General features: G+C 64.2%; 12 protein-coding genes. 4 read left to right on the top strand and 8 right to left on the bottom strand.

Going from position 1 to position 14,470, the window contains the following annotated elements:
* Nucleotide 1: 1 nt before the first annotated feature.
* The 4 genes from NKH70_RS22405 (at nucleotide 2) to NKH70_RS22420 (ending at nucleotide 4,049) form a co-directional block, all read left to right on the top strand.
* Complete coding sequence (locus tag NKH70_RS22405) at nucleotides 2–1,006, top strand: xanthine dehydrogenase family protein molybdopterin-binding subunit (protein ID WP_352912680.1); 1,005 nt, start codon at nucleotides 2–4, stop codon at nucleotides 1,004–1,006.
* Nucleotides 1,007–1,015: 9 nt separating this feature from the next.
* Nucleotides 1,016–1,897 carry an AAA family ATPase gene (locus NKH70_RS22410; RefSeq protein ID WP_352912679.1) on the top strand — a complete coding sequence of 294 codons (882 nt, stop codon included), beginning with the start codon at nucleotides 1,016–1,018 and terminating at the stop codon, nucleotides 1,895–1,897.
* A gap of 146 nt (nucleotides 1,898–2,043) precedes the next feature.
* Complete coding sequence (locus tag NKH70_RS22415; RefSeq protein ID WP_352978849.1) at nucleotides 2,044–3,162, top strand: vWA domain-containing protein; 1,119 nt, start codon at nucleotides 2,044–2,046, stop codon at nucleotides 3,160–3,162.
* The gene (locus tag NKH70_RS22420; RefSeq protein ID WP_352912677.1) at nucleotides 3,162–4,049 is read left to right on the top strand and encodes an amidohydrolase family protein; all 888 of its coding nucleotides are present in this window, start codon (nucleotides 3,162–3,164) and stop codon (nucleotides 4,047–4,049) included. The genes NKH70_RS22415 and NKH70_RS22420 overlap by 1 nt, the downstream gene beginning before the upstream one ends.
* Nucleotides 4,050–4,093: 44 nt before the next feature.
* Here the strand turns inward: NKH70_RS22420 and NKH70_RS22425 are convergent, their stop codons facing one another.
* From NKH70_RS22425 to NKH70_RS22460, 8 genes are all read right to left on the bottom strand, one after another.
* The gene (locus tag NKH70_RS22425; RefSeq protein ID WP_352465276.1) at nucleotides 4,094–4,501 is read right to left on the bottom strand and encodes a carboxymuconolactone decarboxylase family protein; all 408 of its coding nucleotides are present in this window, start codon (nucleotides 4,499–4,501) and stop codon (nucleotides 4,094–4,096) included.
* A 358-nt stretch (nucleotides 4,502–4,859) separates the two neighbouring features.
* On the bottom strand, nucleotides 4,860–6,356 hold the full coding sequence (locus tag NKH70_RS22430) for a sugar ABC transporter ATP-binding protein (protein ID WP_352978853.1): 1,497 nt from the start codon (nucleotides 6,354–6,356) through the stop codon (nucleotides 4,860–4,862).
* The gene (locus tag NKH70_RS22435) at nucleotides 6,356–7,414 is read right to left on the bottom strand and encodes an SMP-30/gluconolactonase/LRE family protein (RefSeq protein WP_352912675.1); all 1,059 of its coding nucleotides are present in this window, start codon (nucleotides 7,412–7,414) and stop codon (nucleotides 6,356–6,358) included. The genes NKH70_RS22430 and NKH70_RS22435 overlap by 1 nt, the downstream gene beginning before the upstream one ends.
* Nucleotides 7,411–9,534 carry an ABC transporter permease gene (locus tag NKH70_RS22440; RefSeq protein ID WP_352912674.1) on the bottom strand — a complete coding sequence of 708 codons (2,124 nt, stop codon included), beginning with the start codon at nucleotides 9,532–9,534 and terminating at the stop codon, nucleotides 7,411–7,413. The genes NKH70_RS22435 and NKH70_RS22440 overlap by 4 nt, the downstream gene beginning before the upstream one ends.
* 83 nt (nucleotides 9,535–9,617) lie before the next feature.
* The gene (locus NKH70_RS22445) at nucleotides 9,618–10,643 is read right to left on the bottom strand and encodes a sugar ABC transporter substrate-binding protein (RefSeq protein ID WP_023721271.1); all 1,026 of its coding nucleotides are present in this window, start codon (nucleotides 10,641–10,643) and stop codon (nucleotides 9,618–9,620) included.
* Between the two features lie 59 nt (nucleotides 10,644–10,702).
* Entirely contained in the window at nucleotides 10,703–11,689 is a 987-nt protein-coding gene (locus tag NKH70_RS22450; protein ID WP_352716998.1) for an ABC transporter permease, read from the bottom strand.
* A gap of 280 nt (nucleotides 11,690–11,969) precedes the next feature.
* Nucleotides 11,970–13,412, bottom strand: coding sequence for a DHA2 family efflux MFS transporter permease subunit (locus tag NKH70_RS22455; protein ID WP_352912673.1), 1,443 nt, complete (start codon nucleotides 13,410–13,412; stop codon nucleotides 11,970–11,972).
* 225 nt (nucleotides 13,413–13,637) lie between these two features.
* A complete protein-coding gene (locus NKH70_RS22460; RefSeq protein WP_352912672.1) occupies nucleotides 13,638–14,438 on the bottom strand; it encodes a 3-methyl-2-oxobutanoate hydroxymethyltransferase in 801 nt (266 codons plus the stop codon).
* Nucleotides 14,439–14,470 lie beyond the last annotated feature (32 nt).

The following is a 14,470-nucleotide window of genomic DNA, read 5'->3' on the forward strand; positions in this document are numbered from 1 at the left end:
GATGGCGATCAGGCGCGGACGCGGCGTCGCCGCAATCAATTATCCGACCGGCATGAACCTCGGCGGCGACCCGACGCAGGCGCTGGTGCATTCGACACCGACCGGCAATTTCATGGTGACGCTGTCATCAGTCGATCTCGGCCAGGGCATGAAGCAGATCATGGCGCAGATCTGCGCCGAGACGATCGGCGTGCCGACCGACCGCGTCGTCGTCGACACCGCCGACACCGACACCGGCCCGCACTGCATGGGCACCTTCGCCTCGCGCGGCACGCACCGCGCCGGCAACGCCGTCATCCAGGCGGCCAGGGAAGCCCGCCAGGTGATGCTGGAAGTGGCGGCCGAGGAGCTGGAAGTGAATGCCTCGGACCTCGAGACCGACGGCCAGGGTAACATCCTGGTCAAGGGCGCGCCGCAGAGATCGATCTCAATCTTCGATGTCGCGCTGTCAGCGCATTTCAAGCGCGGCCGCTCGATTTCCGGCCGCGGCATGTTCCTCATCCCCCGCTCGTACCCCGAAAAAGAGACCGGCGCGATGAAGCCGTCGACCTGTTATGCCCATGCCTGCACGGTGGCGGAGGTCGAGGTCGATGATGAGACCGGCGAAGTCACCGTGCTGACCGTGAAGAACGTTTTTGAGATCGGCCGCGCGCTGAATCCGAAAATGGTCGAACAGCAACTGGTCGGCGGCTCGTGGATGGGCATCAGTCATGCGCTCTACGAGACGACCGAACCCTATTATCCCAATCGCGATCATGGCGGCACCGACTTCAACCAGTACCTGATGCCGGGACCGGGCGATCTTGCGCAAACCGAGATCATCGTGCTGGAACGGCCGTCGGCCGACGGGCCCTATGGCGCCAAGGGGCCAGGCGAAATGTGCGCCAACCCGCAAATCCCGGCGGTCGCCAATGCCGTCTTCGACGCCGTCGGCGTGCGCATCGACACGCTGCCGATCACGCCGGAGCGCATCCTGCGGGCGCTGAAAGCGCAAGCCCCGAACTGAGTGCTGAAAATGCTCAAGAGAAGAGCCGAGACAGTCGCGACCTCGCCGGAGGCGGTGGCGTCGCGCCTCGCCGCCTCCCGCTATCTCGCCGATGAAAGCCTGGCCACCGCCATCTTCCTGGCGATCCGGCTGGGTAAGCCGCTGCTGCTCGAAGGCGCGCCCGGCGTCGGCAAGACCGAAGCGGCGAAGGCGATTGCCGACGTACTCGGGCGCGACCTGGTGCGGCTGCAATGCTACGAGGGCATCGACGCAGCACATGCGCTCTACGAATGGAACTACCAGCGCCAGCTGCTCGCCATCCGCCATGCCGGCGAGCATGAGGTCGACATCTATGACGACCGCTTTCTGATCGCGCGGCCGCTGCTGCAGGTGCTTAAGGCGCCGGAAAAACGCGTGCTGCTGGTCGACGAGATCGACCGTTCCGACCATGAATTCGAAGCGCTGCTCTTGGAATTCCTGTCCGATTTCCAGATCAGCATTCCCGAGCGCGGCACCATTCGCGCGACGGCGCAGCCGATCGTCATCCTGACCTCGAACCGCACCCGTGAGCTTGCCGAAGCGCTGCGGCGGCGCTGCGTCTACCACTGGATCAGCTATCCCGGCGCCGAGCGCGAGGCCGAGATCATCATGCTGCGCGCCGGCGACGTCGCCGAGGCCACGGCGCGCGCCGTGGCTTCCGCCGTGCGCGACATCCGCGCGCGTCCGCTGGCCAAGCCGCCAGGCATCGCCGAGGCAGTCGAATGGGCCAACGCCGCGACCATCCTCGAAAAGGGCGGCAGCCCGTGGCCGGAAGCGTTTCGCCGCGCCATCGGCGTGCTGATCAAGGACGAGGAGGACCTTTCCTGCATCGCGCCCGAGCTCGGAAAGATTGTCGAGGAGGCGCTGGCGTGACGCGCGACTTCAATGACCCCTTCTCCCCGTTCACGGGGAGAAGGTGCCCCAAAGGGGCGGATGAGGGGCAGCGTCAACCGCGAACGTCGACGCCGCCCCTCACCTGCCTGCCGGCATCCTCTCCCCGTGAACGGGGAGAGGAGAGCTTGCCCCGCGCCGCAGCACCCTTGCTCGGCTTCGGCCGGCTGCTGCGCCGCTACGGCTTTGCGGTGGCGCCCGAGCAGGTGTCCGGTTTCATGCAGGCGGTGACGCTGCTCGGCCCGCGCTCGATGAGCGACATCCGCGAAGCGGCCCTCGCTACGCTGGCGCCGCCGCCCGACCGCCGCGACGAATTCGAGGCGCATTTTCAGAGCCATTTCTATGGCAGCACTGCTGCCGTGGTCGAAGGCGACAGCGACGAGCAAACCCGCATCAAGGATGACGGCGGCACTAATGATGAAGAGAGCGAAGTGGTCCGCCAGGAGCAAGGCGGCGAACTGTCTTCGGCCAGCGAACAGTTGAGCGTCCGCGAATTCAGCCGCGATAGCGACGGGCTTGCCGCCTTCCGCCGCAAGCTCGCCACCGCTTTGCCCGCCCGCCGCTCCTTCCGCACCGTGCTCACGCATGCGCGCGGCAAGCTCGACCTGCGCCGCTCGCTGCGCGAAATCGTCAGTGCCGACGGCGATATCCCCTCGCCGCTGCTGCGCCGGCGGCAGACAGTACCGCGCAAGCTTCTCATCCTGATCGACGTGTCCGGCTCGATGAAGCTCTACACATCGGACTATCTCAAGCTGGCGCATGCGGCGGTGCAAGGCGCCGACCGGGCGGAGGTCTTCACCTTCGGCACACGGCTGACCCGTATCACCTCGGCGCTGCGCATTCGCGACCGCGACCAGGCGCTGGCCCGCGCCGCTGCCCAGGTCGACGACTGGGACGGCGGAACCCGCATGGGGCCGACGCTGCTCGCGTTTCTATCGGTGCCGCGCTTCTCCGCCTTTGCACGCGGGGCGGCGATCGTCATCCTGTCGGACGCGCTGGAGCGCGGCGACCATGCCGAGCTGGAAATGGCGATGCGCCGGCTGAGCGCCCGCGCCTTTCGGCTTTCGCTGGCGACGCCGCTGGCCGGCGATCCACGCTTCCGCCCGGTCACGGCAGCGCTCCGCGCCATCCTGCCGGTGCTCGACGATCTGGTCGATGGCTCCTCTATCGCCGGTCTCAGCGAGTTCATCCTGTCGCTCGCCCGCCCAGCTCCGGCGGCCGCGGCAATCTGGAAAAGGGTTTTGTGATGCGGAAGGCGATCGACGCGCATTTCCACATCTGGCGCCAAAAGGACCAGCCCTGGCTCGTCGGACCGATGGTGCCACGCATCTTTGGCCCTTACGAGCCGATCCGCCGCGATTATCCGATCGAGGAATTCCTCGCGGACCAGCAAGGCTCGGGCGTCGAGAAGGCGGTCTATGTCCAGACCAACTGGGCCAAGGAAGATTTCGAAAAAGAGGTCGCTTTCCTGCAGAAGACCGCGGAAGAAACCGGTTGGCCGCACGCCATCGTCGGCTATGCCGACATGACGGTGGACGATGTGCGTCCCCAGATCGACCGGCTGAAAAAATATCCGCTGTTGCGCGGCGTGCGTATGCAGCTGCACTGGCACCAAACGCCGGCCTTCCGCTTCGCCGCCTCGGCCGATCAGGTCATCGATCCGAAGGTGCGGGCCAATGTCGCCCGGCTGAAGGATTACGGCCTGTCCTTCGACCTGCAGCTTTTCCCCGCCCAGATGAAGGATGGGCTGACGCTTGTCGGCGAGAACCCCGAGACGAATTTCGTTCTCACCCATGCCGGCATGCTGACCGACATGGAACCGGAGACCACCGAGGCGTGGAAGACCGGCCTGCGCACGCTGTCAGCGGCACCAAACCTCTATGCAAAGCTGTCCGGCCTCGGCACCTTCGTCCACCGCAACGACCCGGCGCTGATCAGCTATATCGTCGACGCCGCCATCGACATCCTCGGCAGCGACCATTTGATGTTCGGCTCGAACTTCCCGATCGAGAAGCTGTGGACCAGCCACGTCGAGCTGATCAGGGCGCACCGGGAAGCGGTGGCGAAGCACGGCGCGGCTGCAGAGGCGGATATCTTCTGGAACACGGCGGAGAAGGTATATCGGCCGGCGTAGCGCATCCCTTCTCCCCTGTGGGAGAAGGGAAGGCGCCCCGCCCCTCACCTCACCTCGAACTCCGGATCGACCGGGATCTGCATCGCCGTGACCATCTGGTTGGTCTGCCCCGCCAGTCCGATGATCGACACCAGCTCGCCATGCTGCGCGTCGGTCATGCCTTTGGCCCGCGCTGCCGCGGTGTGCGAGTGGACGCAATAGGAGCAGCCATTGGCTGTGGAGACGGCGATGTAGATCATCTCCTTGGTCAGCGGGTCGATGGCGCTGTCAGCGACCATCACCGCCTTGAGCTGCTCCCACACCCGCTTCAGCGAGACCGGATCATTGGCCAGCCCGCGCCAGAAATTGTTGACGAAGTCGGATTTGCGCGTCGCGCGGATGTCGTCGAACACGGCCTTCACGGCGGGAATCGCCTCGACCTCGGCATCGGTCAGCAGTCTTGTGGTGGCCATGGGCAGGCTCCTTTTGTTTGAATCGATGAGAGAGGTCGTTGAATCGGCTTGGTAGCGAATGCGGCTAACTTGCTCGGGTGATTCAGTTTTTGCGGGCCGGCCCAGAACCTTGGACATGCACAGCCCCTCAACATCGTCATCCCTGGGCGGAGCAGGAGCGAAGCGACGTCGCGGAGACCCTGGGATCCATGCCGTGACCTCAGCCGAAGGGTGCAGCGGAGCAGAATTCCGCACCGCGGCCGCGCTCTGTGGTCGCGGCATGGATCCTGGGGTCTGCGCCGCGTCGCTGCGCTCCTTGCTTCGCCCCAGGATGACGAATGGACTGGCGACACGGCCAATTGTCGAAGTACGCATCGCCCTAGTGAACCGCCGCATACATGATCTTCTCCTCCGTCGCCTCGGCCGGCGAGAACTCCTCGACGATGCGGCCTTGCCGGCAGACCAGGATGCGGTCGGACAGGTTCATGATCTCCGGCAGGTAGGACGAGATGACGACGACGGCCAGGCCCTCGTCGGCCAGCCGGTTGATGATCTGGTGGATTTCGGCGATCGCGCCGACATCGACGCCGCGCGTCGGCTCGTCGAAGATGACGATGCGCGGTTTCTGCACCAGCCCCTTGCCAATCACCACCTTCTGCTGATTGCCTCCGGAAAGTTCGACCACCCGGGCATTGTCGTTGATCGCCTTGACGTTCAGCGTCTTCGTCCATTCGGCCGACAGCGCCCGCATCTCTTGCGCATTGATCACCCAGCCCTTTTCCCGTCCAGCCGCCAGGAAGCCGCCGAACAGGTTCTCGGCAACGTCCATCGTCTCGAAAATCCCCTCGCTCTTGCGGTCTTCGGTGACATAGACGATGCCGTCCGCCACCGCCTCGCTGGGCACGAGGTAGCGCACCGGCCGGTCGTCCAGCTCGACGGTGCCGCCGCGCAGGAAGTCGCGCTTGTAGATGCCGGAGACGATCTTGAACGTCTCGGTGCGGCCCGAACCGATCAGCCCGAAGACGCCGGTGATCTGGCCCTCGAAGATCGAGAAGGAATTGTTGCGCACGACATTGCTCATCGAGATGTCCTGCACCGACAGTACCTTCTTGCCGGCCCTGCGCAGCCTGGCCTCGTCGCGCTGGCTATAGAGCTGCCCCGACAGCGTGCGCCCGACCATGGCGGCGACGATCCTGTCGCGATCGAAAGCGGCGGTATCGTCGGTGATCACCAGTTCGCCGTCGCGCAGGATGGTGATGCGGTCGGCGATATCGAGCGCCTCTTCGAGCGCATGGCTGATGAAGACGATCGACACACCCCTTGCCTTGAGCCGGCGGATCAGTGCGAAGAAGTGCCGCTTTTCCTCCGGCGTCAGCGTCGCCGTCGGCTCGTCGAAGATGATGATCTCGGCATTGTGGTGGACGGCGCGAGCGATCTCGACCATCTGCCGCTTGGCCGCGCCCAGCGTCGCCACCATGGCGTTCGGGTCGACCGGAAAGTTCAACGACTGCAGGAACTGCTGCGCCGAGATGTAGGTGCCGCGCAGCCGGTTGAGAAAGCTCTCGGTGCCGAGATAGAGGTTCTGCGCCACCGTCATCGACGGCACCAGGCTGGTCTCCTGGAACACCATGGCGATGCCGGCTTCAAGGGCAGCGTGCGGCGAGGCGTAGGCGATCTCCTGCCCCTTGTGGAACATCTTTCCCGATGTCGCATCGACGACGCCGGCGATGATCTTGGTCAGCGTCGATTTCCCCGCGCCATTCTCGCCGAGCAGCGCGTGGATCTCGCCCTTGCGCAGCTCGAAGCTGACATTCTTCACCGCGGGCACGCCGCGATAGGTCTTGGTCACGTTCTCCAGGCGGACGATCGGTTCCATCAGCGATGCCCTTTTGGTGCCAGATCGACGGCCAGCAGGCAATCGCCGCCTTTCGAGGCAATGAACAGGCGACTGTCTTTCTCCGCCACGCTGCAAATGCCATGACGCGTGCCGTTGGCGCGGCTGTGCAGGCTATACTGCGGCCGCATCTCCCGATCGAGCCTGACCACCAGCCCGTAGGAGCGGCTCGGCGACCATGGCTTGTGGATGCCCATGGTGCGGATGCCGCCACATTGCAGCGGCTCGAGGAAGCTGCGGTTGGAGGCGAGCGCCGGCGCGATCCAGTGCTGCGGCGGCACTTGCGCCAGCATGTCGTTCCGATAGTGCGTTTCCTGCAGCACGAATTCGATCAGCCGGTTGCGGGGCGCAAACAACGTCAGCCAGGCGCCACCTTCGGCGGCAGTCGACAGGCGCGAGGGATAGCCGGGCAGATGCGCCAGCACCGTCGAGTGGCTGCCTGTCGCGCCGTCGAAGCGGACAAGTTGGTGCCGCCAGCTCTCGCTGACCAACACATCCTTGCCGGTTGGATGCAGCCCATAGGGAAAGGCGATATCACCGGCGACCTTGCGGAATTCGCTGCCTGCCGGATCGCGCTTCCACAGCGAACCCGACGCACCCTTCTTCATCAGATCGGCGGCCCATTGCGAGGGCGCGTGTTCGGCCGAGCCATTGGCCAGCCAAAGCGTGCCATCTTCTGCGTAGGCGAGTGCTGTTATGCAGCGGATCCCGGCCGGTAGGGCGGCCTCCTTGCCTGCAATCAACAACCTGCCGCTTTCGAGCCCGACCGTCAGTTCGCCGGCGGGCGAGCGCGCGAGCGCGGTGACTGCGGCCGGAAATGTCTCGACCATCGTTGGCACGGCGCCGGCGGTGACCGCGTAGACGGCATTGCCGCTGGAGGCCAGCAGCCGGCCGCCAGCGATCAGCAGATTGTCAGGCTCCGGCAGTTCAGCAAAAGCCGGAGCATCGTCCAGCAGCGTATTCGGCCTGAAGGCACCGTCCAGCGGCGGGATGGTCACCGCCTTGCCGCGAAAGATGTCGAGGATAGGATCCAGCATCATGGCTTCGCTCCCCAATAGGAAGCAGGGCTGGTCCAGTTCGGGTCCGCGCCGGCAATCCGGTAGCGGCCGATCCGGTTGTTGAGGATACCGCCGACGAACAGAAAACCCTTGTGCTCGCGCATCGAAGTCACCATCGGATGCGCGGCGCCAGACAGGTCGCCCATCGCTTCGACGATGCCGCCCTTCTCGTTGAATTTCACCACACCGCCGGTGTTGATGTTGGGGAACAGCCATTCGTCCTGCGGCAGCCGCCGCGTCATGCGCTTGCGCATGTCGGGATGCCGCAGCGACAGGTCGAAGCTCGGCGTGCGCATGCCGAGCCAGGCCATCCAGTAGTTGCCGTCGGAGGCACGGTTGATGTTGTCGGGGTAGCCCGGCATGTCGCGGATGACGCATTCGGCGGTGCCTGATTTCGGCCCTTCCAGCCAGTAGCGGTGCACGCGGCAGGCCCAGCTTTCGGCGAAGAACAGCGACTTGCCGTCATGCGCCATGCACACGCCGTTGGTATAGCGGTAGCCGTCGAGCAATGTCTTGGTCGAACCGTCCTTTGGGTCATAGACGAGCAGCCGCCCGGTGGCGCGGTTCTCGATCGAGTCCAGCGCCCAATCGTGCGCGTCATAGCGCTTGGTGGAATCGGTGAAGTAGATGCGGCCGTCCGGCGCGATGTCACAGTCATTGGGATCGCGTAGCCGCGCATCGTCGACGATCGAAGTCCAGGAGCGCGACGTTTCCGCCGAGAGCCGCCTCACCTCCCGGTCCGGCGAGACCGAATAGAGGCCCATGGCGCCGACGCAGCTGATCAGATTGCCTGTTTTGTCAAAGGCCAGGCCGAGCGGAAAGCCGCCTATATGGGCAAAGACCTCCGAGCGTTTGTAGTCCGGCGCGAAGAAACGGACGATCTCGCCATGCCTCGTGCCGCAATAGAGATGGTCGTCGCGGTCGAGGATGACGTCTTCCGGCCCTTCCAGCTCGCCGAGCCCGATATGGTCGGCCTCAGATAGCCGGTTGTCGAGTTCGTAAGGGGTGCCCAAGCCCGGTGCGGCCGACTGCGTTGCGCCCATCTTCAAATAAACCGGTGCGACATAGACCTCGTCCAGAACCTTGTGGCGGTTCTTCAGCCAGCGAATGTCGATGGTGACGGCGACGGCCAGCATGATACCCAGCACCATCTGGTTGGTGCCGGTGCCATAGCCCAGCCGGATCAGCCCGTTGGTCATGGTCAGCACGATGATCGCGCCCATCAGCCCCTTGATCACCGAGCCGCGGCCGCCGCCCAAGCTGACGCCGCCGACGACCGCCGCTGTCAGTGCCATGACCTCGAGGTTGAGGCCTGTGCCCGGCCCTGCCCCGCTCAGCCGGCAGGCGATGAGGAAGCCGCCGAGCGAGGCGCAGAAGCCGGAGAACACATAGGTCATGAAGACGGTGCGGCGCACGCGGATGCCGGCATTGTGAGCCGATCGCCGCGACCCGCCCACCGCCTGCACATGCCAGCCGGGCCGCGAGCGCGTCAGCGCGACATGGGTAATGACGGCCAGGATTATCGCCGCCCACACCGCAACCGAGAGGCCCCAGAAGGTATCGTCGCCGATGAAGTCCAGCACATCCGATGTGGCATCGGAAAGCTGGACGTCGGCGGCATAGGTGGTGACCAATATGTCGAACAGCGCCCGCCCGAAGATGAAGGTGACCAGTGTCGTCAGGAAAGCGCGCAGCCTGAAATAGCCGATCAGATAGCCATTGATCGCGCCGAACAGCAGCCCGGTGGCGATCGAGGCGGCCAGCGCCAGCCATACCGATTGTTCGAGGATGAAAAAGACGAACACGGCGGAAAAGCAGGACAGCGCGAAGATCGAGCCGACCGAAAGGTCGATGCCGCCGCCAAGCATGACCACCGTCATGCCGGTGACGACCAGCGAGAACTCGCCGAGCTGGCGGGTCGATTCCTGCAGCGACATCGGCTTGAAGAAGCCGGGGATGATCGAACCGAACACGCCGAGCGTCGCCACCAGCGCCAGGAACGGAATGGCATTGTCGGTCCAGCGTTTGCTCAGTATCTCGCCGACGAGATGGTCGGGCACGAGATTGTAGCGCCAGGACTGGAGGCGTTCGCGAAAGGACATCGGTTGCTGCTGCCACTCAAGAGAGAAAGAGGCGGCCGAACCAGGTCCGGCCACCTCGTCGATGCTTGCAACGGACCCGCGGTTTACTTGGCCGCAGCTTGGGCTTGCAGTGCTTTCAAGTCCCAGCAGCTGTCCGGCTTGAGGTCGGCCTTGGTCGTCGCCTTCTCCAGCGTGTAGATGTAGGTGTGCGAGGTGCCGGCTGGCTGGCCACTCTGCAACAGGAACTTTATGACGGCGTTCATGTCACCCGACTGGCGGGCAAGGTCGGTCATCACCACCGCGCCATAGGTGCCGTCCTGCAGCTTGTCGCAGTCGGCGGTTTTCTCGCCGCCACCGGTGGTGACCAGGAACACCTTGCCCTCGAGCTTGGCATCGCGGATCGCAGCAGATGCGCCGGTCGCGTCGCCGTCCCAGAAATCGATAATGGCGCAGATGTCGGGGTTCTGCTGCAGCATCGTCGTCGTCACGTTGCGCGAGGTCGTCGCATCCCAGTTGGAGTCCGGCTTGGCCACGACCTTGAAGTCGGGGTTCTTGTCCAGCACCTTCATGATGCCGGCATACTGGTAGAGGCTCGACGAGTTGGCCTGGTCGCCCTGCACCAGCCCGATCTTCTTGGAAGAATTCGGCCCACAACCCTTGATCGCCGCTTCGGCTTCCAGCTGGCCGAGCCGATCCCAGTCGCTGCCGACAAAGGCATCGGCCGGGAAGTTCGCCGGATTGTCGACCAGCAGGACATAGGTGCCGGCAGCCTGCGCCTTCTTCATCAGCTTGGCATAGGAGTTGAGGTCCGGCGAATGGATGATCAGCACGTCCGGCCTGGTGTCCGACGAGATTGCGTCGGTGATCGCCTGCGCGCCGGCATCGACCACCCAGTTCGGGTCACGTGTCTCGAACACGCCGCCCCAGGCCTCGACCTCCGTCTTCAGGTAATGCGCCCAGCCCTGTGCCAGGTCGAAGCCCATCGCCATCGGCACCAGCATCACACGCTTGCCCTTCAGCGCTTGCGAATAGGCGCCCGGACCCGGATCTTCGGCGGCGAAGCTTGGCGCCACGAAGGCGGAGACGGCAAGCGCTGCCGCGGCGGCCATAAACGTCCTGATGATTTTCATGTCACATCCTCTGGTTTGGTCGTTGTCGTTCGCGGCCGGCCCCAACCGTTCGCGTCAGTCTAGATGTCGCCTTGCTGCGCGGTCTGCTCGTCGCGCGGATTGATGAACCCATCGACGATGATCGCCGCCAGCAGGATCGCGGCCTTGATCAGGTTCTGATAGAGCAGCGGAATGTCGATGATGGTCATCGCGTTGAGCAGGATGCCGATCAACGCGGCACCCACCAGCACGTTGCGCACCCCGCCCCGCCCGCCCGACAGACCGATGCCGCCGATCACCGCCACCAGCACGATGTCGTAGAGCAGCGTGGAATTGACGATGCGGGTGTTGATCGAATGCAGGCTGGCCGCAGTGAGCAAGCCGGCCACCAGCGAGACCAGGGCCGACAGCACGTAGCGCAGCACCAGCATCGGGCGCACTGGAATGCCGATATTGCGCGCGGCGACCGGGTTGTCGCCGGCGAAATAGACGTAGCGGCCCCATTTGGTGTAGCGCAGGAACAGGAAGAAGGCGAAAGCTAGCCCGGCGAAGACAAACACCTCGACCGGAATGTCGAGGAGGCGCAGCCCGCCCAGAAGCTCGACCCAATGGCCGGGCGGCACCGGCACGGCGTCCTGCGTGATCAGTTGTGAACGCACATAGCCGAAGACGAAGGACGCAGTCGCCAGCGTCACGAAGATCGCCGGAACCTCGGCGTAGGCGACCAGGATTCCGTTCAACAGCCCGATTGCGAGAACGCCGGCGAGCACATAGGCGAAGGCCAGCCCGTCGGATGTTCCCGAATTCAGCAGTTGCAGATACCAGGCGACCGACATCGCCATGATCGCCACCGCCGACAGGTCGATGCCTCTGCCTATTATGACGACCGCCATGCCGAGCGCCAATATGCCCAGCACCGAGACCGAGCGTACGATGGCAACGAGATTGTTCGAGTTGATAAACCCGGGCAGTCCGATCGCGGCGGCAATGAACAGCACAACCGCGATGGCAAAGACAATGCCCTCCTGGTTCAGGCTTCTCCAGTTCAGCCAGCCGGTCGCGTTCATTGCCCGCTTTCACCCGCGATGGCTACGCCCTGCTCCCTCTGCGGCCATCGGAACGAAAGCTAATCGGCTCAAGACCAATTCGTCAAATGAATCCGTGCATTGCAGGCCGGCTTGCGAGGAAATTCTGCGGTTGGACGCACCGATTGGCGAGGCTGGCGCAATGCCTGGAACTCAAGCACTTTTGCAATTGATCGCGCTGATCGAACCGCTGGCGAAGGTTCGCTTCAGGGCGAGCGGAGCAGGCAGAATTTATGTCCGCGCTCGCCGCGCAGGTCCTGCATCAAATCCGCAAAACATGGCCCGAGACCTCGGCGCCGGCGGCCTTCGGCAACGCCAGAAAGCGAAACGAGGCGACGAGCCCGATTGCGCCGATCACCAGGAAGGCAAGGCGGAAGTCGACGAGATCAAGCGCCGCCACGCCCCTGGCTATCTGCGACAGGTTGAGCAACGCCGCCGCGACCGCTACGCCGAACAGCATCGCCACCTGCTGCAGCATGCTGGACAACGTCGCCGCCGAGCTGCGCTGCTGTGAGGCCACATCGGCGAAAGCCAGCGTGTTGAGCGCGGTGAACTGCATCGAACGCGAAAGGCCGGCGATCAGCATCAGCATCACCACCAATGCTTGCGGCGTCTCCGGCGAAAGCGCCGCGCAGGCCACGATCGACAAAGAGGCGATCACCCCGTTGACGATCAGCACCGAACGGAAGCCGAAGCGCCTCAGCGTCGGCGTCGTCACCGCCTTCATGCCGAGATTACCGAGAAAATAGGCCAGGATCATCATGCCCGCATCGACCGGGCTCAGGCCGAAGCCGACCTGGAACAAAAGCGGCAGCAGAAATGGCGTGGCGTTGATGGCGATCCGGAAAATCGTGCCGGCCGACAGCGTCGAGATGGCAAAGGTCTGCACCTTGAAAGCTGTGAGATCGAGCAGAGGATGGTTGGCGCGTCGCAGATGCCGCACCGCAAGCCAGCCGACCAAAATGCCCGTGCCGAGCAGTGCCACGGTCGGCAACACACCCTCTTGCGGATGTGCGATGCGCTCGAGGCCGTAGAGCATCGCGGCGAGCCCCACCGAGGTCAGCAGGAAGCCGGGCCAGTCGAGCGGCTTGGCTCCGGCTTCGCGGTCGCCGGGAATGTAGCGGGCGACCAGCGCCAAACCAGCAAGCCCAAGCGGAATGTTGATGAAGAAATTCCAGTGCCAGGAGAGATAGGTGGTGATGAAGCCGCCAAGCACTGGCCCGACCACCGGCGCAAACAGCGCCGGCCAGGTGATCAGCGCCGTGGCGTTGAGAAGCTCGGATTTCGGCGCATTGCGCAGCACCAGGATGCGGCCGACCGGCGTCATCAGCGCGCTGCCCAGACCCTGCACCGCGCGCGCGGCAACGAACTCGGCCAGGTTCTGCGAGACGCCGCAAACGAGCGAGGCCAACGTAAACAGGGCAATCGCCACAAGGAAGATGTTGCGCGCGCCGAAACGGTCCGCGAGCCAGCCGGACAGCGGCACGAACACCGCCATGGTCAGCATATAGACGGTTATGCCGATACTCATCGCCACCGCCGGCACGCCGAAGGATTCTCCCATCTGCGGCAGCGAGGTCGAGATGATGGTCGAATCCAGAAGCTGCATGAAGAAGGCGACGGCGATGATCAGCGCCACCCGCCGGGCTTGCCGCGCCGCCGTCGCGGTTTCGGGCAAGGCTTCGTTTTCGGAAATGGCGGTCATGCGCAGAACTATCCGAAGGGAATTTTCACCCGCTCCATCGGCAACCGCACAATTGTCAGGCAAACCGATGACGCACCGGTTTCAACAGCATCTGGCCGGTGCCGTCCAGACATGGACCAACAAACTTTCGTGTAGCATCGCAGCCGGCTACGCGATGACCTGGCCCTGCCGCCGAACCGGCCTTTTACGATCCGCGATGGCGCTTCGCGCTGTTGCCGGCGTGTCTCATGCGGCTTCGATCTTTTCCAGGAACAGACCAAGCTGGTCCGGGTCCATGTGCACGACGTGCCTGTCTTCGGGATAGGCCAGGCTGTTCACATCGGCGACATATTCGGAAAAGGCGGCGATGCGTTCGGCCTGCAGGCGATCGTATTCGGCGGCGAAATTGCGATAGACCTTGGAATGGCGCGGCATGTGGCCACGGTTCTGGCCGAGGATGTCGTCGGCGAACAGGTATTGCGCATCGCAGCCGGTGCCCGCCCCCATCGACAACATGATCAGCGAAGTGCGTTCCGAAATCGCCTTGGCCACCTCGACCGGCACCACTTCGATCTCGGCGCCGATCGCACCGGCAGCCTCCAGTTGCTTCACCGCCTCGAACACCTGCATGGCGGTATCGGCGGTCTTGCCGACGGCCTTGAAGCCGCCGGTCCAGGTGGCACGTGACGGGATGAGGCCGACATGGCCGATCACCGGAATGGCGTCGTCGGCCATCCGCTTGATGGTGGCATAGCCGGCGCTGCAATAGACCGCATCGGCGCTGGCCTTGTAGAGCCGGAACGCCCAGCGGACGAAATCGTCGGCCGTGCCGATCTCGAAGAAATTCTCGCCCGGCATGGTGAACAGGCTGGGTGCCGCATCGCGGTATTGCGGATTGAGCACCAGCTCCGGCGGCACCGAGACGATGTCGACGCCGGCGCGTTCGGCGGCCTCGGCCTCGTCCATCGTCAGCACGCGCAGCATCGTCAGCTGCCGCTTGCCCTTCATGGCACGCAGGTCTGCGACGGTCGGTCTTTTCCGGCTCATGGATTATGGTCCCCTTTGCTACGTGACAGAAG

Origin of the sequence: Mesorhizobium sp. M0991 (genome assembly GCF_040318915.1) — a bacterium.
Classification (GTDB): Bacteria; Pseudomonadota; Alphaproteobacteria; order Rhizobiales; family Rhizobiaceae; genus Mesorhizobium.